The sequence below is a fragment of the Denitraticella aggregata genome (genome assembly GCF_048158365.1).
GTDB lineage: Bacteria > Pseudomonadota > Gammaproteobacteria > Burkholderiales > Rhodocyclaceae > Azoarcus_F.
Map to the genome: position 1 here is coordinate 75,655 of NZ_JBLLNL010000011.1, position 19,857 is coordinate 95,511.

Here is a 19,857-nt window from a genome sequence, read left to right on the forward strand (position 1 = left end):
AAAAACACACACACCTCCCTAGTTCGTTCATGCCACCTGCGCCGGCCGCCGGTGGCATACATGTATCCGCAGCACACACCCACGCCCCCGATCCGAAACCCCAGCAGGAGACAGCGATGAAAGACCACTTGATCATTTTCGATACCACCTTGCGCGACGGCGAGCAAAGCCCCGGCGCCTCGATGACGCGCGACGAGAAGCTGCGCATCGCCCGCCAGCTCGAGCGCATGCGGGTCGACGTGATCGAGGCGGGCTTCCCCGCCGCCTCCAATGGTGATTTCGAGTCGGTACGCGCAATCGCCGACGGCATCAAGGAATCGACCGTCTGCGGGCTCGCGCGCGCCAACGAAAACGACGTCCGGCGCGCGGGTGAAGCGATCCGGCCCGCAGCCCTCGGACGCATCCACACCTTCATCGCGACCAGCCCGATCCACATGGAGAAAAAGCTGCGCATGACGCCGGACCAGGTCGTCGAGCAGGCGGTCAAGGCGATCGGCTGGGCCAGGGAATACACCGACGACATCGAGTTCTCGGCCGAAGATGCCGGTCGCTCCGAACTTGACTTCCTGTGCCGCATCTTCGAGGCAGTGATCAAGGCCGGCGCGACCACGATCAACGTGCCCGACACGGTCGGCTACAACGTCCCTGACCAGTTCGCCGGCACCATTCGTCAGTTGATCGAGCGCGTACCCAACTCGGACCAGGTGGTCTGGTCGGTCCATTGCCACAACGACCTCGGTCTCGCGGTGGCAAACTCGCTGGCCGCGGTGCTCAGCGGCGCACGCCAGGTCGAATGCACGATCAACGGCCTGGGCGAACGCGCCGGCAATGCGGCGCTCGAGGAGATCGTGATGGCCGTGCGCACCCGGCGTGACGTGTTCCAGTGCGACACGCGCATCGACACCACGCAGATCGTGCCGGCCTCCAAGCTCGTGTCCGGTGTGACCGGCTTCCCGGTTCAGCCCAACAAGGCCATCGTCGGCGCCAACGCGTTCTCCCACGAGTCCGGCATCCATCAGGACGGCGTGCTCAAGCATCGTGAAACCTACGAGATCATGCGGGCCGAGGACGTCGGCTGGGGCGCGAACAAGCTGGTGCTCGGCAAGCATTCCGGACGCAACGCGTTTCGCAGCCGTCTTCAGGAACTCGGTATCGTCGTCGAATCGGAAGATCATCTGAACCACGCGTTCGCGCATTTCAAGGAGCTGGCCGACAAGAAGCACGAGATCTTCGACGAAGACCTGCATGCGATGATGAGCGACGAGATCGTGACACCCGAAGAGGAACATTACCGGCTGATTTCGTCACGCTTCCATTCCGAGACGGGCGAGAGGCCGGAAGCGCAACTCACACTGCTGGCCGGCGGCAAGGAGACGCGCGTCAGCGCGCAAGGCTCGGGCCCGGTCGATGCCGCCTTCAAGGCGATCGAATCGGTCGCGACGAGCGGCACCGAACTGATGCTGTATTCGGTCAATGCGATCACCACCGGCACCGACGCCCAGGGCGAGGTGACGGTCCGTCTGGCCAAGGACGGCCGCATCGTCAACGGTCAGGGTGCGGACACCGACATCATCGTCGCCTCCGCAAAGGCCTACATCAATGCGCTGAACAAGCTCCACGGCAATCTGGAACGCCTGAACCCGCAAGTCTGACCGGCCTCGGAAGCGCCTGATCATGCGAAGACCCGGGCGGAGACCACTCACCCGGGTCTTTTTGTGGCTGCACTTGCGACCCGATCAGGCCTTTTGGCGCGACGGCGCGGTCATGCGCGAGAACAGCAACGCACAGACGAACAACGCAGTGGCCAGCACCGCTTCGATGAGGGCCAGCGCACCGGTCAGGCCGGGGTCGAATGCCCGGACGACGCCTTCGGTGAAATAGAGCAGGATCAGCATCGACAGCCACTGATAGGTGTAGCGACGACCGCGCAGCACGCCGAACAAGGCCGCCATCAGCGGCAGCGCCTTCAGGATCATCCAGGAACCACCCGGCCGCAGCGGCGCCAACCACCCTTCCCACACCACGCACAGCACGATCAGCGCGATCAGCAGCACGCTCGAGATATTCGCCAAGGTACGAGGCGTCATTTCGATCCCGCCAGTCGTAGTGCGGTCTCGGCGACCCGCTTGCCCAGCGCGACCGCAAGCCGACGCTCCTCGTCGGTGAGCCGCGGATTCCCGTCTACACCCGCCACATGGCTCGCACCATAGGGTGTGCCGCCGCTACGGGTCGAGTTCAGGTCGGGCTCGGTATATGGCAACCCGACGATCAGCGCACCGTGATGCAGCAAGGGCAGCATCATCGACAGCAGCGTGGATTCCTGGCCTCCATGCAGGCTCGAAGTCGACGTAAACACGCCGGCCGGCTTGCCGATGAGCGTGCCATTCACCCAGGCCCCCGCCAGGCCGTCCAGAAAATACTTCATCGGTGCCGCCATGTTGCCGAAGCGGGTCGGACTCCCGACGACCAGGCCGACGCACTCCTCCAGGTCCCGGACCTCGGCATAGGGCGGCCCGGCCGCGGGAATGTCGTCCTCCACCGCCTCGCACACGGTCGACACCCGCGGCACGGTGCGCACCCGCGCCGCCGCCCCGGGCACCTGATGCACGCCCCGCGCCACCTCTTCTGCCAGCGCGCGCACCGAGCCGCGATGGCTGTAGTACAGAATCAGGATTTCCTTCATGTGGAACCATGTCGTAAATGCCGGAATGGCATTATACGCGGCCCACCCTCTCGCCCGGGGCGCAGCCGCGCGAAGAGCTGTCGCGTGAGCCGCTGGACCGCGAGCCGGAGATGACCGTCGGCCTCGCGGCGACTCGGCCCGAGCGCATGCCGCTGTTGGCGAGCGTAGCGGCCGCGATCCCTGTTGTTTGAGCGCGAAGCGCGAGTTCAGGGATCGCAGCGAAGCGAGCCTTACAGCGGCAGCGCGAGTGGCCGTCGGAGCCGAGAGGCCGACGGTCATCTCCGGCTCGCTGCGCCGCACGGAGTTCATGCGATCGTCCGGCCCGCACATAGCATTTGCGCTTCCGATTCGGTGACCTCAGAATCCCGGGCATGCAAGCCAGCCCACCGAACAGACGCAGCCGCTTCGCCGCGTACATCGCCAATCCGGAGAACCGCTTTGTCGCGCTGCGCGACTTCGTGCTGCTGCTGGTCAAGCGCTTCATCGCGACGCGCTGCCCGGAAGTGGCCGGGAGCCTGACCATCACGACCCTGCTCGCGATCGTGCCCTTGCTGACCGTCTCGCTCGCGCTGTTCAGCAATTTTCCGGCCTTCTCGCAACTGGGCGGAGCCCTGACCGCGTTCATGCAGAACAACATCCTGCCCGAGGCTGCGGGGCAGATCGCCACCTATGCGTTCCAGTTCTCCGAACAGGCGACCAACCTGACCCTGATCGGCACTGCGATGCTGATCGTCACCGTACTGCTGCTCCTGCACACCATCGATGGCGTGTTCAACGACATCTGGGGGGTCAGGCATCCGCGTCCGTTGCTGACGCGCATCATGGTCTATTGGGTCGCGCTGACGCTCGGCCCGATCGCGGTGGCCGGGAGCATCTTCGCGACCGGCCAGCTGGTGGCGTCATCGGTCGAATGGATCGGCACGACCCTCGACACCCGCACATTGACCACCCGGACGGTGCCGCTCGGCCTGCTCGGCGCGTTGTTCAGCTTCCTCTACTACGCCGTGCCCAATCATCCGGTCAAGGCGTGGCATGCGCTGATAGGCGGCTTCGCGGCCGCGTACGTGTTGCTGTCGCTGCAGCGCCTGTTCGGATATTTCATCGCGCTCACGCCGACCTATACCCTCGTCTATGGCGCCTTCGCCGCCCTGCCGATCTTCCTGCTGTGGCTCTACACCTCATGGGTGATCGTGCTGCTCGGCGCGATCCTCGCAGCGACCTTCCCGGAGTTCTTCGAACGCAAGCGCATCGTTCGGGCCTTTCCGGGCGACCGTGCCTGGGCGGCCCTGAACATGCTGCTGCTGATGACCGAAAAGCTCGACAAAGGCGACACCGCCCAGTTCCACGAACTGTACGAACACGCCAGCACCAGCCAGGACCAGACCGAGGTGCTGCTCGGCGAAATGCAGGACGCCAGCTGGGTGACGCGTACCGAGAGCGAATCCTGGGTGCTGACCAGACACCCGTCGCAGCTGAAACTCAGCGATATCCTGCAACGCTTCGCGCTGTCGCCCAGGCACTGGCTGTCGGCCGCCGGCAACAATCCGGCATCCGCGATCGCGGCCGATCGCATCCGGGCGGGACTCGATGCATCGGACATGACTCTGGAGCAGTTGCTGTCCGCCGGGGCCGCCCCCCATGGGGAACGCACGCTGCCCGATCAGATCGGGTAAGGATCGATCTCGTACTGGAACAGCTCGACCTTCGCAGTCTGCATGTCCAGGCTCAATACCCTGCCCTGCGCCACATAGAGCCGCTCGCCTTCCCGAATCAGCACGAAACGCCTGGAATTGTAGGTGCCCGCCGGCGCCAGAATTGCCTGATCACGGCGTGCCGCATGCGGCGGCAACAGCAATGCCGGCGCCGGCACCCCCAGTTCGCTGGCGCGGAATGCAACCGAAACCGATATGCAGCCCTCTGCCACGACCTGCAGACCGAGTTCCACCTGGTCCGACCTGTCATTGCGCAACCAGCGGACGATGCAGATGGTCCACGGCTCTGCCGGACCGCGCCTGAGCGCAAGGGCCATCCCGGCGCTCAGAACCCCCTCCACACCGCCGACGCTGATGATCGCGTAGCCACCGGGACCTTCGTTATACACGCGCCACTCGGTGATACGCCCGGGTGCCCGCGCACTGCGGTGCATCCGCCAGATCTCGCGCAGGCCCTGGCAGACCTGCACGCTGTAGAGCCTCGACCGTCGCGGCCGGACCCGGGACGCCGGCGTGGTCCAGCCGTCGCGCATGCGTCGCAACATCGACACCACCTCGACCGGGGTCAGACCGAGCGGCAGACCCGACGAATCGGGATCGAGCAGGTCGCCATCACGTTCAAGACCGACGATTTCGGCCTCGCCAATCCGGCTCTCCAGCCAGTCGATCTGCTCGCCGGCCCGTCGCGCCAGGCCGAGGGCACGAAAAAAGAGCAGCGCATCGCCCAACGGAGGCGCCAGCCGGCTCTGGGCGACCGGTGGCCCCGCATGGGACAGGTCGATCCAGAACACGCCACTGACCGGCTGGATCGGACGTGCGGACAGTTCAGTGGCGGTCGCCACCCCATCGAGATAATCGAACAGCCAGCTCAGTTCGCGCGCGGTCAGCGTTTCCGGCTGCAGCACCGCCATCGCCGCCATGCGCTTGTACTGGACGACGACATCGGCCGCTGTGCCGGTCGCATCGACTTCGGGCAGCGCACCATCGCCGACCCGGAACAACAGATGATTCGCACTGCCCCACAAGCGCGCCGGCATGTCGATGCCCCCCATGGAGCCGACCAGCCAGGCCTCGCCGAGCAGGCGCATCGCGAGATCGATCCGCTCCGACGGCGTCCCGCCCTCCCCGGACGGATCGCCATCCGGCGTGATTCGACACATCTCCACCACATCGAGCAAGGCGACCACCAACTCGACGATGCCGTCATGCAGCTCCGCCGGCAGCGGAAGGGACATCGCCAGCAGACGCGGCTTGAAGCGGTCGGCAAGGTCCAGTGCCCGGCAGGCGATCATCGACAGCACGTCGTCCGGCAAGGTCGCGAGCGCGTCCGACGGATCGGTCAGCTCGACCAAATGCAGCCGCAGCGCGGCGAGGTCCGCATCACAGTCGTCGGGCGGTTCGCGCGACAGCCAGTCGAGCGTCCGGGCGATCTTGTTGGCGTCAGGCAAGGAAACGGACATCGAAGTGGCGACCGAGTCGATGGGTGTCCGGGCATTCTATTCAGTTGCAGCGTATTTCGGTACTTCATCATCACGACTCGATCCAACGACCGTCGCGCAGAAGCCGGCTTCATCGGCCTGACCCGCCCCCCCGGAACTCGACCGTTCAGCCTCACCCGAACGCTTCGGTTCGCGCTCGCTGCACCGCCACCACTCGCGCGTCATGAGCGCCTGGCTCCAACACCGTCGTTCAGCGTCCTTGCTCTGGGCAGCCGCATCCAATATACTTCTTTGCTTTTCGCATTCACTCATCAGGACACCCACATGGTCGTCATTCGCCTTGCCCGTGGTGGCGCCAAAAAGCGCCCCTTTTTCAACATCGTCGCCGCCGACAAGCGCAATCGTCGCGACGGCCGTTTCATCGAGCGTGTCGGGTTCTTCAACCCGGTTGCCTCCGGCGCGGAACAGTCGCTGGTGATCAACACCGAGCGCCTGGCCTACTGGACGCAGAACGGTGCGCAGATGTCGCCGACCGTCGCACGCCTGGTCAAGCAGGCCGCCGCTTCGACGCCCGATCTGGCCGTCTGAGCGATCGTCCGCCGCGTTGCGGCACCGGTCCGGGTTCGCCGTCATGATCGTGTTGGGGCGCATCGTCGGCCCATTCGGGGTCAAGGGCTGGATCAAGATCAATCCGTTCGGTGACGACCCGCTGAGCTGGGCCGACATGCCGCAGTGGTGGCTCGCCGACGATGCCGATGCACCCGACGATGCCTGGCAGCCGAACCGACTTCTCGAATGTCGGACGCATGGCAACGGGCTCATCGCACTGCTGGAGGCAGCGCCCGATCGCACCACCGCCGAGGCCCTGAAGGGAAGGTTCGTCGGCGCACCGCGAGACGCGATGCCGGCCACGGCCGACGGAGAGTACTACTGGGCCGACCTGATCGGGCTGAAGGTCGAGAACCAGGCCGGTGAATCGCTCGGCGAGGTGGCAGGACTGCTGTCGACCGGCGCGCACGACGTGCTTCGGGTCGTCGATGGCGAGACCGAGCGCCTGATTCCGTTCGTCGCAGCCTACGCACTCGACGTCGATATGGCCGCAGGACGCATTCGGGTGGACTGGCAGAAGGATTGGTGAGCGCGGTGGGCAACGCGCCGGTCGCGAGGCGCTTCGATGTCGTCACGCTGTTTCCGGAGATGTTCGTCGCGCTGACTGACAGCGGCATCACACGCAGGGCGCTGGAACGCGGGCTGTACGGCCTCGGTTTCCACAACCCGCGGGACTTCGTCGGCGATCCGCATCGTACGGTGGACGACAGGCCCTACGGTGGCGGTCCGGGCATGGTGATGATGGCCGAACCGCTGGAGGCGGCCATCGGACAGGCGAGAACGGCTCAGGCCGCGCTCACCGGGCAGGCGGGCCATGTGATCTATCTGTCGCCGCAGGGCAGACCGCTGGATCACGCGAAGGTGATGGAGCTGGGCGCGCGACCGGGCCTGATCCTGTTGTGCGGTCGCTACGAAGGGGTCGATCAGCGCCTGATCGGGCGCTGTGTGGATGAGGAACTGTCGCTCGGGGATTTCGTGCTGTCGGGCGGCGAATTGCCCGCGATGGTGCTCCTCGATGCAATCATCCGGCACTTGCCGGGCGCGCTGAACGATGCAGAATCGGCGGTCGAAGACTCTTTCGTCGAAGGGCTGCTCGATTGCCCGCACTACACACGTCCGGAGACGTACCGGGGTGAGCGGGTGCCGGGCGTGCTGCTGTCGGGCAATCACGCCCAGATCAGGCGCTGGCGCCTCAAGCAGGCCCTCGGTCTGACCTGGCGCAGGCGGCCGGAGCTGCTGGCGGCGCGGGGTTTGAGCAAGGAAGAACAGAAGCTGCTTGATGAATACAGGCAGGAACTGGAAAATGTCGGTCCGGCGCCGTCTGGGTGTCGAACCGACTCAAAATGAGCCCCGGGCAACATCGCCGGTCAGCTCGATATAAACCGCATGCACCAGATGCGTCTGCTCTGCATGCAAGGCCAAGTGCCATCGAAGTGGAGTGATGTGAAATGAACCTGATTCAGCAACTCGAACAGGAAGAAATGGCCCGCCTGACCGAAGGCCGGACCCTTCCCGCCTTCGGCCCCGGCGACACCGTGATCGTGCAGGTCAAGGTCAAGGAAGGCAACCGCGAGCGCCTCCAGGCCTATGAAGGCGTGGTGATCGCGAAGCGCAACCGTGGCCTGAACTCCGCGTTCATCGTGCGCAAGATTTCTTCCGGCGAAGGCGTGGAGCGGACGTTCCAGACCTATTCGCCGCTGATCGCCAGCATCGAGGTCAAGCGTCGTGGCGACGTGCGTCGTGCCAAGCTCTACTATCTGCGTCAGCGCTCCGGCAAGTCTGCGCGCATCAAGGAAAAGCTGAACTACAAGGCAGCACCCGCCAAGAGCGCGTAAATACGACGATCCACCCGGTTGCAATGCACACGGGCCCCGCAAGGGGCCCGTCTTTCGTTGTGGATCCGCATGATGATCGGGCAACAACGCCTTACCCGGTATCAGGTGCGCCTGCCCCGACGCTCAGCGTCGCTCCACCATGAACATCATCACCGCGGCCGCAACGAGGAACAACAGACTCGGCGTCAGCGCCGCCAGTGCCGGGGACCATGAATGGATGACGCCCAGGCTGGAGAACAGACCGTTGAGCAGGTGAAAGCCGACTCCCAGCATGACGCCCAGGAAAACCTTGACGCTCGCGGTGCCGACCCGGTCGTGACCGAGCGCGAACGGTACCGCCAGCGCAATCATCACCAGCACCGCGAACGGATAGACGATCTTCTTCCATAACGCGATCTCGAAGCGACCGGCATCCTGACGGTTGTCGCGCAGATGGTTGATATATGCATACAGCGTTCCCACCGCCATTCGCTCGGGCGCGACGATCAGCACGCTCAGGATTTCCGGCGACAGTTCGGATTGCCAGTCGATCCCGGGCAGCGCCACGACCTCGGTCGCATCGTCCAGAAACCGTGTCTGCACCACATCGGTCAGTCGCCAGGTACTGATCGACGGGTCGTACTCCCCGCGCCGGGCGTCGCTGATCGATGCCAGCAGGTGTTCGCGATCGAATGCGAAGATGCGAATGTTCTCCATCGTGCGATCCGGCCGCACCGTGCGCACGTTGATGAAGCTCGCCCCATCCCTGATCCACAGGCCAGAGCGCAGTTGCTGCGACACCGCCGAGCCGGTCGCGGTCAGACGCCACTGCTGGGCAGCGCGCTCGGCCGGCGGCGCGAGATACTCACCGAACACGAACGTGACCACGACGAACACCATGCCGATGCTGCCAAGCATGGACAACAGGTTTGCAGTCGACATGCCCGAGGACCGCATCACGGTGATCTCGGACTGACGTGCCAGCGACGTGAGCGCATAAAGCGTGCCGATCAACACCACGACCGGCATCAGTTCATACACCCTGCCCGGCATGATCATCGCGACATAGACCAGCGCATGACGAACCTCGTAACCGTCACGCCCGATCGAATCGAGTTCGTTGATGAAGTCGAAGAACGCGAACAGGCCGAGAAAGGCCACCAGCACCAACAGCGTGGCAAACACGATCTCGCGCGCGAGGTAGAACCCGAGCACGCGGGTCATCCGCGCACCCTCCAGAAAGGCAAAAGGACGAGACGCTTGTAGAACATCAGTGCCATCAGGCCGAGCACCACCAGGTGCGGCAGGATCACCGCCAGATCGAAGCGCAGGCGCCCCTGCGACACCCAGGCCTCGGTGACGCCGATCACGTTGCTATAGACCAGATACGCGAGCAGCGCGAAGACCAGATTGCCGCTGCGTCCGGCGCGCGGATTCACGAAGGACAGCGGAATCGCGATCAGCGCCAGCAGCAGCGCCGCGACCGGCAGGCTGATGCGCCCGGCAAGCTCGCCCATGTGCCGATTGCTTCTGTCCGTCAGCAGGACCGCCGTGGGCGTGGACTTGGCGCGAACCGTCAGCGAGGCCGCACGACGCTCCTCGATCAGGATCGAATAGCGCTTGAATTCGACCACCCGGTACTCGGGCGTACCGGGTACCCCGTCATAGCGACGACCGTCCTCGAGCACGGCGAACCGGTCACCCCGTTCATCGACCCTGAACGAGCCCTGGGCCGACGAAATGACACTGAGTTGTCCGCCCTCCTCCGAGCTGACGAAGACATTGCGCAGATTGCCCTCGTCGTCCGCGCCGGTCTCGGTGAAGAACACCCGCTGCTGACGGGCCGATTCGCGAAACACGCCCGGTGCGACCCGGGTGGTGTCGTCGCGCATGTCCAGTTCGGCCCTGAACGCCTCGCTCTTCATGTTCGCCCACGGCGTGATCACCAGGGTCATCGTCGCGATGACCAGCACCAGCGGTAGCGCGAACTGCAGCACCGGGCGAATGAACGCGGTCAACGGCAGTCCCGATGAAAACCACACCACCATCTCGGAATCACGGTAGCAGCGCGACAGCGACAACAGCACCGCGACGAACAGGGTCAGGGACAGCACCACCGGCAGATTGGCCAACGCGCCGAAACCGATCAGCGCGAAAACTGCATCTGCCGGAACGCGCCCGCCTGCGGCCTGTCCGAGCAAACGGATCAGCACCGTGCTGATCAGGATCGCGAACAAGGCAACGAACACGCCCGCGGCGGTCTGTCGAAACTCACGCCTGATGGCGCGGCTGAAAATCATCGCGCGGGAAGCATCCAGAGAAAGGGGTCATGAGGCGCGGATTTTGACGGGCTGCGCACGAAAGGGCCATAATCGGCCGCAATCCATAGCAGCACAATGTCAAGGAGTAGCAAGTGGAATTTACCATAAAGCACGGCAGCCCGGAAAAGCTGAAGACAGGCACACTGATCGTTTCGGCCTTCGCAAACGGGCCGTTGGACGCCGCCGCAATCACGCTGGACAAGGCCTCGGGTGGAAGACTGGCCGCGCTGCTCGGCCGCGGCGAACTCGACGAGCGCGCCGGCGCAACGATGACGGTCCCGGACCTGGCCGGTTGCGCCTGCGAGCGCGTGCTCGTCGTCAGCCTGGGCAAGCAGGATGAGTTCGGCGACAAGGCATGGTGCGACGCCCTGGCCGCGGTGGCCAAGGCCCTGTCGGCCGGGCCCACCGGCGACGCAGCAGTCTGCCTCGGCGACGTCGAGGTGCCCGGACGCACGCTCGAGTGGGCACTGCTGCAGGTCACGCGTGCGATCGGGGACGGTGCCTATCGCTTCGAAACGACCAAGGCGGTGAGCAGGAGCGAGCGCGCCCGCGGCGCCGGCAAGGTCACGCTGCTGACCCGACACAAGTTGTCCGACGCGATGCGCGAAGCGGTCGCGCGCGGCAGCGCCATCGCCGAGGGCATGGCGCTCGCGCGCGAGCTCGGCAATCTGCCCGGCAACGTGTGCACCCCGACCCATCTGGCCGAGACCGCAATCGAACTCGGCAAGCGCTTCAAGTTCAAGGTGGAGGTGCTCGACCGCAAGGACATGGAAAAGCTGGGCATGCATTCGCTGCTGTCGGTCGCGCGCGGCTCGCATCAGCCGCCCAAGTTCATCGTGATGCAGTACAAGGGCGGCAAGGCGCGCGACAAGCCGGTGGTGCTGGTCGGCAAGGGCGTCACCTTCGATACCGGCGGCATCTCGCTCAAGCCTGCGGCCGAGCTGGACGAGATGAAGTACGACATGTGCGGTGCGGCAAGCGTGCTTGGCACGTTTCAGGCGCTCGCGACCATGCAGCTTCCGCTCAACGTGGTCGGCATCATTCCGGCCACCGAGAACATGCCCGGCGGCGGGGCGACCAAGCCGGGCGACGTGGTGAAGTCGATGAGCGGCCAGACCATCGAGATCCTGAACACCGACGCCGAGGGGCGCCTGCTCCTGTGCGACGCACTGACCTACGCCGAACGCTTCAAGCCCGCCTGCGTCGTCGATATCGCGACGCTCACCGGCGCCTGCGTGATTGCGCTCGGCAAGATCCCGAGCGGCCTGCTCGCCAACGACGACGCGCTCGCGCGCGAGCTGGTCGACTGCGGCACGACCTCGGGCGACCGCGTGTGGCAGTTGCCGCTGTGGGAGGACTATCAGGAACTGCTCAAGAGCAACTTCGCCGACATTGCGAACATCGGGGGACGCCACGGCGGCACCATCACCGCCGCCTGCTTCCTGTCGCGCTTCGCCAAGGCCTACAAGTGGGCGCATCTGGACATCGCCGGCACCGCCTGGGTGTCCGGCGAAGCGAAGGGTTCGACCGGTCGCCCGGTCCCACTGCTGAGCGAGTTCCTGGTGGGTCGCAGCAACGCGGGAGGCTGACTGGCGTGCCCCGGGTCCAGTTCTACCACAATGCCGAGGATCCGCTCGCGCTGGCCTGCGAACTGACCGCGCGCGCCTGCGCCGGCGGCCGCAAGGTCGCGTTACGGACCCCGGACCCGGCCACCGCCCGGCGACTCGACCAGCTGTTGTGGAGTTTCGATCCACTGGCCTTCGTGCCGCATGTCGACACCGGTTCGGCGCTCGCGGCCCGGACACCGGTGCTGATCGGATGCGCGGGCGATGCGCCCGAATGGGCCCATCACGACCTGCTTTTCAACCTGGCACCGGATGTGCCAGTTGAACTGGACGCCTTCCGGAGCGTCGTCGAGATCGTCGGCCAGGACGAGGCGGACAGGACGCCGGCGCGGGCGCGCTGGATGCGCTACAAACAACTGGGGCTGGACATCAAGGCCTTCGACGCCGTGAGCCGGGAGCGCTTATGAAACCGGGGACTGATCGTTCGCGCAATCCGGGCCCGGATGCCGGTCCGGACGCCGATCTCGAAGAAGCGGATGCGCTGCTGCTGAAGGCCGATGCGCTGTTGCGCAAGCACAAGCGCGCGGACTCTCCGGCCAGGGAAGACGACTACGACGATCTTCCGATCCTGACCGAGATCATCGACCATTTCGAACTGCCGTCCGCGCCGCTGCCGGGCGATGATGCCTCAACCGCACGCGCCCCCGGGTCCGCGCGGGACGCGCCGGTGGTGCTGGCCGAATACCTGGTAGAACTCGACACCGTGCTCGCGCGCGAACTCGAGACCTGGTTCGCGAACGAACTCCCCCAGCTGATCACGCGGGAACTCGACCAACTGACCGACAGGCTGCGTACCGAATCGCTGGCCCACATGCGCGCAACCCTGGTACCGGCCCTGTCCGCCCTGATCGCGGAACGTCTCGACCCGGCACGCAAACAGGACTGAGACACCCGTCCTGGTCCGATCACCACCGGCAGACCCGGCCTCAGGCGCCGCCGAAGCGCCGATCGTAGCGCGCGCGCAGGACTTGCCAGTCGTCCTCGTCGAACACCTTCTGCCTGCGCTTGAACTGCTCCAGATCGTGGCGGCTCGCCCCCGCGCGGGTCAGCCTGCTGCGCATCTTTTCCAGGTCGATCAGCGCGACCAGGGGGCTGTCCCCATCCCATCTGATCATCACGTGCTTGTCATAGAGACTGCTGTGCTGCAATCGTGCGCGATGCAGAATGGCGAGCGTGTCCGCGACGGCCTCGGCCAGACGACGTCGCTTCCCGGCATCGAGATCATGCTGCGAAGCCAGATCCCGATAGTGCTTGAGTTCCCGTGTCACCAGCACGGCTTCCAGGCCCTCCGGGGTTTTTCTTACGCCATGGAAGACCGGCACCGGTCTTCCCAGACCGAGTTCGCCGAGGCGCTGGAGATAATGCCACTCCCGACTCGCGGTCGGCCATCCGAACGGGTGGGCCCAGGTACGGCACAGATGGTTTCGCTGCCGCTTGACATAGAACGTATCGCCATCCACCAGCGCCCGCATCATGCCGCTCCAGCCATCGCGCCGCTCGTTCGGCGCCTCCACCCAGTCGCCGGACACGTTCCACCAGTACGCAAAATCCGCTACGTTCATACCCGATTCCAACAAGGCCGCAAGCGGTGATGCTAACCCGAAAGTGCTGCGAACGTGCCGCGGCCGCCCGGTCCTATCCGTTATAATTGCGCCTTTGCCGCCACCACGACACGCACACCATGGAACTTGCCAAGAGCTTCGAACCCGCCGACATCGAATCGCGCTGGTATCCCGAATGGGAATCCCGCGGCTGTTTCGACGCCGGCCTCGACAAGTCCAAGCCCAAGGACGAGGCCTTCTGCATCCTGCTGCCGCCGCCTAACGTTACCGGCACGCTGCACATGGGGCATGGCTTCAACCAGACCATCATGGATGCGCTGACGCGCTACCACCGCATGCGCGGGTTCAACACGCTGTGGCAGCCCGGCACCGACCACGCAGGCATCGCGACTCAGATCGTGGTCGAACGCCAGCTCGACGCGAAGGGCATCAGCCGCCATCAGCTCGGACGCGACAAGTTCCTCGAGAAGGTGTGGGAATGGAAGGCCTACTCGGGCGGCACCATCACCGGCCAGATGCGCCGTATGGGCACCTCGCCCGACTGGAAGCGCGAGCGCTTCACGATGGACGAGGGCCTGTCCAAGATCGTCACCGAGACCTTCGTCCGCCTGTACAACGAAGGCCTGATCTACCGCGGCAAGCGCCTGGTCAACTGGGACCCCAAGCTCGGCACCGCGGTGTCCGACCTGGAAGTGATCTCGGAAGAGGAAGACGGCTTCCTGTGGCACATGCTCTATCCGTTTAGCGACGGTCCGATCGATGGACTCCCGGGCCTGACCGTCGCGACCACCCGCCCCGAGACCATGCTCGGTGACGTCGCGGTGATGGTGCACCCCGAGGACGAACGTTTCGCCCACCTGATCGGCAAGACCGTGCGCCTGCCGCTGTGCGACCGCGAAATCCCGATCATCGCGGACGAATATGTCGACCGCGAGTTCGGCACCGGCTGCGTCAAGGTCACGCCGGCGCACGACTTCAACGACTATGCGGTCGGCCTGCGCCATGACCTTCCAATGATCAGCATGCTGCGCCTGGACGCACACGTCAGCGACGACGCACCCGAGAAGTACCGCGGCCTGGACCGCTTCGAGGCCCGCGAAATCATCGTGCAGGACCTCGAAGCGCTCGGACTGCTCGCCGGCATCAAGCCGCACAAGCTGATGGTGCCGCGCGGGGACCGAACCGGGACCGTCATCGAGCCGATGCTGACCGACCAGTGGTTCGTCGCGATGAGCAAGCCCGGCGCCGATGGCCGGAGCATCACCGAGAAGGCGCTCGAATGCGTGTCCTCGGGCGAGATCCGCTTCTACCCCGAGAACTGGGTGAACACCTACAACCAGTGGTTGAACAACATCCAGGACTGGTGCATCTCGCGCCAGCTGTGGTGGGGCCACCAGATTCCCGCGTGGTACGCCGACGACGAGGGTGACACGCGGGTCTGGGTCGCCCATGACGAGGCCGAGGCCACCGCGCTCGCCGCACGCGACGGTTACAGCGGCCGTCTGCGCCGTGACGACGACGTGCTCGACACCTGGTACTCGTCGGCACTGTGGCCGTTCTCGACGCTAGACTGGACCCCGGAATGGCCGCACAAGTCGAACGACGCGCTGGACCTCTACCTGCCGTCGTCGGTGCTGGTCACCGGCTTCGACATCATCTTCTTCTGGGTCGCCCGCATGGTCATGATGACCAAGCACATCACCGGCCAGATCCCGTTCAGACATGTCTACGTGCATGGCCTGATCCGCGATGCGGAAGGCCAGAAGATGTCCAAGTCCAAGGGCAACGTGCTTGACCCGATCGACCTGATCGACGGCATCTCGGTGGACGAACTGGTCAAGAAGCGCACCTTCGGCCTGATGAACCCCAAGGACGCGCACAAGATCGAGAAGAAGACCCGCAAGGAGTTTCCGCAGGGCATTCCGGCCTTCGGCACCGACGCGCTGCGTTTCACGTTCTCGTCGCTGGCCACCCCCGGGCGCGACATCAAGTTCGATCTGTCACGCTGCGAGGGCTATCGCAACTTCTGCAACAAGCTGTGGAACGCGACCCGCTTCGTGCTGATGAACACCGAGGGCCAGGACTGCGGGCTCGGCGACCACGGTGCGGACCAGTGCGTACCGGGAGGCTATCTCGACTTCTCGTTCGCCGACCGCTGGATCGTGTCGCGCCTGCAGCGCACCGAAGCCGACGTCGCCCGGCATTTCGACGACTACCGTTTCGATCTCGTATCCAAGGCGATATACGAGTTCGTGTGGGACGAATACTGCGACTGGTATCTCGAACTGGCCAAGACCCAGTTGCAGCAGGCTGACGCGGCGGTCCAGCGGGCGACCCGGCGAACCCTGCTGCGCGTGCTCGAGGCCGTGCTGCGCCTCGCGCATCCGCTGATCCCGTTCATCACCGAGGAACTATGGCAGACCGTCGCGCCGCTGGCGGGGCGTCGCGCGACCGACAGCATCATGCGCGCACCCTACCCGGTCGCCGAACCCGGGCGCATCGACGAGGCGAGCGAGGTCCGCATCGCCGAGCTCAAGGCCATGATCCACACCTGCCGCAACCTGCGCAGCGAGATGAACATCTCGCCAGCCCAGCGGATGCCGCTGGTCATCGCCGGCGATGCCGACAGGCTTGGCGCCTTCGTGCCCTACCTGTGCGGACTGGCCCGACTGTCCGAGGTCGAGATCGTCAAAGCCATCGGCGAAGACGAGCTGGCCCCGGTCGCGATGGTCGGCGATGCGAAGCTGATGCTGCGGGTCGAGATCGACATCGCCGCCGAGCGCGAACGCCTGGCCAAGGAGATCGCGCGGGTCGAAGGCGAGATCGTCAAGGCCCAGGCCAAGCTCGCCAACGCCAGCTTCGTCGAACGTGCCCCGGCCGCAGTCGTGCAGCAGGAGCAGGACCGCCTCGCCGGCTTCACCTCGACGCTGCAACAGCTCAGGCCCCAGCTCGAGCGGCTGGCCGCACGCTGAGGGCATCGCCCGCGGGGTGCCGCCCTGCCGGGAAAGCCGCGCAAAGAGCTCGGGCCACCCCGCAGGGTGGCCCGTATGCTTTTTGCGGCGACCGAAAAACGTTACTTGCGCTTCAGGTAGAACTCGAATGACTTGTCCGCGGCTTCGCCCTGAGACAGCAGTTCGTTGCCGGTCTGCTTCGCGAACGCCTGAAAATCCTTCACCGAGCCGGGATCGGTCGCCAGCACCCTAAGCGTCTGTCCCGTCTGCATGTCGGCAAGCGCCTTCTTCGCGCGCAGGATCGGGAGAGGGCAATTCAGCCCGCGGGCATCGACTTCTTTTTCAAAGTTCATGTATCGCTATCCAAGGGTGAGTTGAGCGTCGCATTCTAAGCGCAGATCGTCATTTGCCAAAGCCGTTCAACGCTGCTCGCGCCGGCGTTCGGCCTCCTCGGCCTTGAGCGCCCTCATGCGCGCATCGATCGCCGACAGCTCATAGAAATCCCCGTCGCCGGCCTGCCGTGCGAGTTCCAGCTGCTCGATCGCCGCGGGCAGCGTGCCGCGAAGCACATAGACCTCGGCCTGCGCCCTGTGATAGGCCGACATCCGCCCGAGCGCCTGCTCCGCCCGGGAAGACAGCGCCCAGTAGTGCGGATCCCTGGCCGCGCGCACCGCATGGTCGCGCGCCAGCGTCGCGGCTTCGGGCACGCGGCCGCTCTGAATCATCGCCTCGATCAGAAGGTAGCGCAGCGATGCATGCTCCGGATCGCGCTTGACCGACACTTCGAGCATCTTCGCCGCGCCGGCGGCTTCCCCCGCGGCCAGCATCGTTTCGGCCGCGAGCCCGTCGATGAAGGCAGACGGGCGCGCGTCCTGGCGCAAGGATTCGACTGCCTTCAGCGCCTCCGGCACCTTGCCCGCGCGCAGCAGCGCGCGCGCATGACCGTAACGCACGAACTGATCCTGCTCGCCCGCGGCGATCCGGGTCTCGTAATCGCGCAGCACATCCACCGGCGTCCCCGCCGTGACCCGCAGCTTGGTGCGGACGAAATTGAAGTCGGACGAGTCGGGCACCTGGCGATAACGCATCTGCGCGACCCGGTTGCCCATGTCGGAAATCCGCTCCTGGGTCAGCGGGTGCGTGCGCAGATAGCTCGGGGCATTGTTCTCGTAGATGCGGGTCGAACGCTGCAGTCGCTCGAAAAAGCTCGGCATGCCGCGCACATCCATGCCGGCACCGTCCAGGATCTGCAGCCCGATCCGGTCCGCCTCGCGCTCGAGCATGCGCGTGTAGCCGATCTGCGACTGGATCGCGCCCGCCTGACCGGTCGCCAGGGCAGCCTGACTGAACTGCGAATCGGACCGGGCCGCAAGAATGGCGACCAACAGCGAGGCCAGCACGATCATCGTCGACTGACCCTGGCGCCCAAAGAGCTGCGCGATGTGGCGCTGCGTGACATGCGCCATCTCATGTCCAAGCACCGACGCCAGTTCGGATTCGCTTTCCGCATTCAGAATCAGTCCGGAGTGCAGGCCGATATAGCCGCCCGGCAACGCGAACGCATTCAGCGTCGAATCCCGGATCACGAAGAATTCGAAATCGTCCTCGGAGTGATCACTCGCCGCGGCCAGCCTGCGCCCCAGCCGATTGATATAACCCTCGATCTCCCGGTCGTCCAGATAGTCCGGATCCCGCCAGCGGATCTGCTGCATGATCTGCTCACCGATCTGCCGTTCCGCGAGCGGGGACAGATCGGACGTCGCGACATCGCCCAGGTCGGGCAGATCGATCGCGGCACTGGTCGAGGCCAGCGCGGCACACAGCAGCAGCACGAAAAGTCGCTTGATCATGGAGTGCTATGATAGCGCGACGACCGATTCCGTTCCCTCTACATTGTTTCGGCCCGTGGCCGGACCAGCCCCCCGATCATGACCCAGACGCTGACCCCGATGCTGACCCATTTCGACACACAAGGACAGGCCCACATGGTGGATGTGGGCGCCAAGGACGAGACCCGCCGCGTCGCGGTCGCCCAGGGCAGCATCAGCATGCTGCCGGCCACCTTCGAAATGGTGGCCGCGGGCACCGCGAAGAAAGGCGACGTGCTCGGCATCGCGCGCATCGCCGGCATCCAGGCCGCCAAGCGCACCAGCGACCTGATCCCGCTGTGCCATCCGATCGCACTGACCCGCGTCGCGGTCGACTTCGACCTCGACCCCGCCGCCAGCACGGTGCATTGCACCGTCACCGCCGAAACGCTCGGGCGCACCGGTGTCGAGATGGAAGCCCTCACCGCCACCAGCACCGCGCTGCTGACCATCTACGACATGTGCAAGGCCGTCGATCGCGGCATGACCCTTCACGACATCCGCCTGCGCGAAAAGCTGGGCGGCAAGAGCGGGCACTGGACGGCCGCCTAGAAATTCATCCGCCAGGGGAGTTCGCCCTGGATGAACAGCCGGGCCTCGTCCGACGCCGGTCGCGAGAAGAAGCGCTGAACCGGGGCGTGCTCGCGCACCTTGCCTGCGCTCATGAAGATCACGTCATCCCCGAGCCGCGTCGCCTGACCGAGGTTGTGGGTCGCCATCAGGATACGGGTCCCGTCGGTGCGGATCTCCCTGATGATACGCTCCACTTCGACCGTCGCCGACGGGTCGAGGCTGGCCGTGGGTTCGTCCAGCAACAGCAGGCGCGGGCGGGTGAGCCACGCGCGCGCGAGCGCCAGGCGCTGCCGCTCCCCGCCCGAGAGCTGACGCGCACTGTCCGCAGCGCGATGGGCCAGCCCGACCCGCTCCAGCACCGCACGCGCAAGACGCTGGCGCTCCGCACCGGGCACGCGTTGCGGTTTCAGCGCCAGCGCGACGTTGTCCAGCACCGAACTGCGCAGCAGCATCGGATGCTGGAAGACCATCATGACCCCGTCTTCCGGCCGCGCACCGTCGCCCCAGTCGATCGACCCCGCGGTCGGCTCGATCAGGCCACACAGCATGCGCAGCAGCACGCTCTTGCCAGCGCCGTTCGGACCGAGTACCAGCGTGATGCCGTCGTCGCCGAGTTCGAGATCCACGCCGTCGAGCACGGCACGCCCGTTCGGTTGAAAGCGCAGATCGTGGATGCGGATGGGGAACATGTCGCGATCGC

At 65.3% G+C, this 19,857-nt stretch carries 20 protein-coding genes; 11 read left to right on the plus strand and 9 right to left on the minus strand.

All coding sequences use genetic code 11. The features are described 5' to 3' along the window. Window positions 1–116: 116 nt before the first annotated feature. Window positions 117–1,652, plus strand: coding sequence for a 2-isopropylmalate synthase (locus ACKVEX_RS13510; RefSeq protein WP_473216258.1), 1,536 nt, complete (start codon window positions 117–119; stop codon window positions 1,650–1,652). Window positions 1,653–1,736: 84 nt separating this feature from the next. On the opposite strand, the gene ACKVEX_RS13515 is transcribed toward ACKVEX_RS13510, so the two are convergent. Together ACKVEX_RS13515 and wrbA are read right to left on the minus strand one after the other, a co-directional pair. Further along, a complete protein-coding gene (locus ACKVEX_RS13515; RefSeq protein WP_473216259.1) occupies window positions 1,737–2,087 on the minus strand; it encodes a DUF2069 domain-containing protein in 351 nt (116 codons plus the stop codon). After that, complete coding sequence (gene wrbA / locus ACKVEX_RS13520) at window positions 2,084–2,683, minus strand: NAD(P)H:quinone oxidoreductase (RefSeq protein WP_473216260.1); 600 nt, start codon at window positions 2,681–2,683, stop codon at window positions 2,084–2,086. The genes ACKVEX_RS13515 and wrbA overlap by 4 nt, the downstream gene beginning before the upstream one ends. A 371-nt stretch (window positions 2,684–3,054) precedes the next feature. Here wrbA and ACKVEX_RS13525 point away from each other — a divergent pair, with 371 nt between their 5' ends. Further along, window positions 3,055–4,356, plus strand: a complete 1,302-nt coding sequence (locus ACKVEX_RS13525) for a YihY family inner membrane protein (protein ID WP_473216261.1) — start codon at window positions 3,055–3,057, stop codon at window positions 4,354–4,356. On the opposite strand, the gene ACKVEX_RS13530 is transcribed toward ACKVEX_RS13525, so the two are convergent. Next, complete coding sequence (locus ACKVEX_RS13530; protein WP_473216262.1) at window positions 4,344–5,843, minus strand: hypothetical protein; 1,500 nt, start codon at window positions 5,841–5,843, stop codon at window positions 4,344–4,346. The two genes, ACKVEX_RS13525 and ACKVEX_RS13530, sit on opposite strands and share 13 nt — an antisense overlap. A gap of 315 nt (window positions 5,844–6,158) precedes the next feature. Between ACKVEX_RS13530 and rpsP the strand changes: the two genes are divergently transcribed. The 4 genes from rpsP to rplS all read left to right on the plus strand — a co-directional run bounded on the left by rpsP (window position 6,159) and on the right by rplS (window position 8,278). Beyond that, a complete protein-coding gene (gene rpsP, locus ACKVEX_RS13535; RefSeq protein ID WP_473216263.1) occupies window positions 6,159–6,422 on the plus strand; it encodes a 30S ribosomal protein S16 in 264 nt (87 codons plus the stop codon). Window positions 6,423–6,465: 43 nt separating this feature from the next. Further along, complete coding sequence (gene rimM / locus ACKVEX_RS13540; RefSeq protein ID WP_473216264.1) at window positions 6,466–6,972, plus strand: ribosome maturation factor RimM; 507 nt, start codon at window positions 6,466–6,468, stop codon at window positions 6,970–6,972. After that, window positions 6,969–7,790, plus strand: a complete 822-nt coding sequence (trmD, locus tag ACKVEX_RS13545) for a tRNA (guanosine(37)-N1)-methyltransferase TrmD (RefSeq protein ID WP_473216265.1) — start codon at window positions 6,969–6,971, stop codon at window positions 7,788–7,790. Before rimM ends, trmD begins: the two co-directional genes overlap by 4 nt. Window positions 7,791–7,891: 101 nt before the next feature. Then, entirely contained in the window at window positions 7,892–8,278 is a 387-nt protein-coding gene (gene rplS / locus ACKVEX_RS13550) for a 50S ribosomal protein L19 (RefSeq protein WP_473216266.1), read from the plus strand. Between the two features lie 123 nt (window positions 8,279–8,401). Here the strand turns inward: rplS and lptG are convergent, their stop codons facing one another. Further along, the gene (lptG, locus tag ACKVEX_RS13555; RefSeq protein ID WP_473216267.1) at window positions 8,402–9,481 is read right to left on the minus strand and encodes an LPS export ABC transporter permease LptG; all 1,080 of its coding nucleotides are present in this window, start codon (window positions 9,479–9,481) and stop codon (window positions 8,402–8,404) included. Beyond that, on the minus strand, window positions 9,478–10,557 hold the full coding sequence (gene lptF / locus ACKVEX_RS13560; protein WP_473216268.1) for an LPS export ABC transporter permease LptF: 1,080 nt from the start codon (window positions 10,555–10,557) through the stop codon (window positions 9,478–9,480). The genes lptG and lptF overlap by 4 nt, the downstream gene beginning before the upstream one ends. A gap of 113 nt (window positions 10,558–10,670) precedes the next feature. On the opposite strand from lptF, the gene ACKVEX_RS13565 reads away from it, so the two are divergent. The 3 genes from ACKVEX_RS13565 to ACKVEX_RS13575 are packed head-to-tail and all read left to right on the plus strand — an operon-like array spanning window position 10,671 to window position 13,089. Then, window positions 10,671–12,167: a leucyl aminopeptidase gene (locus ACKVEX_RS13565; protein ID WP_473216269.1), complete on the plus strand. Its 1,497-nt coding sequence runs from the start codon at window positions 10,671–10,673 to the stop codon at window positions 12,165–12,167. Window positions 12,168–12,172: 5 nt separating this feature from the next. Beyond that, complete coding sequence (locus ACKVEX_RS13570; RefSeq protein ID WP_473216270.1) at window positions 12,173–12,610, plus strand: DNA polymerase III subunit chi; 438 nt, start codon at window positions 12,173–12,175, stop codon at window positions 12,608–12,610. Then, window positions 12,607–13,089, plus strand: coding sequence for a hypothetical protein (locus ACKVEX_RS13575; RefSeq protein ID WP_473216271.1), 483 nt, complete (start codon window positions 12,607–12,609; stop codon window positions 13,087–13,089). Before ACKVEX_RS13570 ends, ACKVEX_RS13575 begins: the two co-directional genes overlap by 4 nt. 40 nt (window positions 13,090–13,129) lie before the next feature. Here the strand turns inward: ACKVEX_RS13575 and ACKVEX_RS13580 are convergent, their stop codons facing one another. After that, window positions 13,130–13,765 (minus strand): lipopolysaccharide kinase InaA family protein, encoded by a 636-nt coding sequence (locus ACKVEX_RS13580; RefSeq protein WP_473216272.1) that lies wholly within the window; start codon window positions 13,763–13,765, stop codon window positions 13,130–13,132. A 119-nt stretch (window positions 13,766–13,884) separates the two neighbouring features. Between ACKVEX_RS13580 and ACKVEX_RS13585 the strand changes: the two genes are divergently transcribed. After that, window positions 13,885–16,737, plus strand: coding sequence for a valine--tRNA ligase (locus ACKVEX_RS13585; protein ID WP_473216273.1), 2,853 nt, complete (start codon window positions 13,885–13,887; stop codon window positions 16,735–16,737). Window positions 16,738–16,838: 101 nt separating this feature from the next. Here the strand turns inward: ACKVEX_RS13585 and ACKVEX_RS13590 are convergent, their stop codons facing one another. Both ACKVEX_RS13590 and ACKVEX_RS13595 read right to left on the minus strand, forming a co-directional pair. Continuing rightward, window positions 16,839–17,069 (minus strand): sulfurtransferase TusA family protein, encoded by a 231-nt coding sequence (locus ACKVEX_RS13590; RefSeq protein ID WP_473216274.1) that lies wholly within the window; start codon window positions 17,067–17,069, stop codon window positions 16,839–16,841. A 66-nt stretch (window positions 17,070–17,135) separates the two neighbouring features. After that, window positions 17,136–18,566, minus strand: a complete 1,431-nt coding sequence (locus ACKVEX_RS13595) for a beta-barrel assembly-enhancing protease (RefSeq protein WP_473216275.1) — start codon at window positions 18,564–18,566, stop codon at window positions 17,136–17,138. 78 nt (window positions 18,567–18,644) lie between these two features. On the opposite strand from ACKVEX_RS13595, the gene moaC reads away from it, so the two are divergent. Beyond that, on the plus strand, window positions 18,645–19,136 hold the full coding sequence (moaC, locus tag ACKVEX_RS13600) for a cyclic pyranopterin monophosphate synthase MoaC (protein ID WP_473216276.1): 492 nt from the start codon (window positions 18,645–18,647) through the stop codon (window positions 19,134–19,136). Here moaC and ACKVEX_RS13605 read toward each other — a convergent pair. Beyond that, window positions 19,133–19,846: an ABC transporter ATP-binding protein gene (locus ACKVEX_RS13605; protein ID WP_473216277.1), complete on the minus strand. Its 714-nt coding sequence runs from the start codon at window positions 19,844–19,846 to the stop codon at window positions 19,133–19,135. The genes moaC and ACKVEX_RS13605 overlap by 4 nt on opposite strands. Window positions 19,847–19,857 lie beyond the last annotated feature (11 nt).

Coding starts and splice junctions, on each gene's coding strand:
- ACKVEX_RS13580 (WP_473216272.1), bottom strand. CDS start 13,765: ATGAACGTAGCGGATTTTGCGTACTGGTGGAACGTGTCCGGCGACTGG.
- ACKVEX_RS13605 (WP_473216277.1), bottom strand. CDS start 19,846: ATGTTCCCCATCCGCATCCACGATCTGCGCTTTCAACCGAACGGGCGT.
- lptF (WP_473216268.1), bottom strand. CDS start 10,557: ATGATTTTCAGCCGCGCCATCAGGCGTGAGTTTCGACAGACCGCCGCG.
- ACKVEX_RS13590 (WP_473216274.1), bottom strand. CDS start 17,069: ATGAACTTTGAAAAAGAAGTCGATGCCCGCGGGCTGAATTGCCCTCTC.
- ACKVEX_RS13525 (WP_473216261.1), top strand. CDS start 3,055: ATGCAAGCCAGCCCACCGAACAGACGCAGCCGCTTCGCCGCGTACATC.
- moaC (WP_473216276.1), top strand. CDS start 18,645: ATGACCCAGACGCTGACCCCGATGCTGACCCATTTCGACACACAAGGA.
- ACKVEX_RS13515 (WP_473216259.1), bottom strand. CDS start 2,087: ATGACGCCTCGTACCTTGGCGAATATCTCGAGCGTGCTGCTGATCGCG.
- rimM (WP_473216264.1), top strand. CDS start 6,466: ATGATCGTGTTGGGGCGCATCGTCGGCCCATTCGGGGTCAAGGGCTGG.
- wrbA (WP_473216260.1), bottom strand. CDS start 2,683: ATGAAGGAAATCCTGATTCTGTACTACAGCCATCGCGGCTCGGTGCGC.
- ACKVEX_RS13595 (WP_473216275.1), bottom strand. CDS start 18,566: ATGATCAAGCGACTTTTCGTGCTGCTGCTGTGTGCCGCGCTGGCCTCG.
- rplS (WP_473216266.1), top strand. CDS start 7,892: ATGAACCTGATTCAGCAACTCGAACAGGAAGAAATGGCCCGCCTGACC.
- ACKVEX_RS13510 (WP_473216258.1), top strand. CDS start 117: ATGAAAGACCACTTGATCATTTTCGATACCACCTTGCGCGACGGCGAG.
- ACKVEX_RS13575 (WP_473216271.1), top strand. CDS start 12,607: ATGAAACCGGGGACTGATCGTTCGCGCAATCCGGGCCCGGATGCCGGT.
- ACKVEX_RS13585 (WP_473216273.1), top strand. CDS start 13,885: ATGGAACTTGCCAAGAGCTTCGAACCCGCCGACATCGAATCGCGCTGG.
- rpsP (WP_473216263.1), top strand. CDS start 6,159: ATGGTCGTCATTCGCCTTGCCCGTGGTGGCGCCAAAAAGCGCCCCTTT.
- lptG (WP_473216267.1), bottom strand. CDS start 9,481: ATGACCCGCGTGCTCGGGTTCTACCTCGCGCGCGAGATCGTGTTTGCC.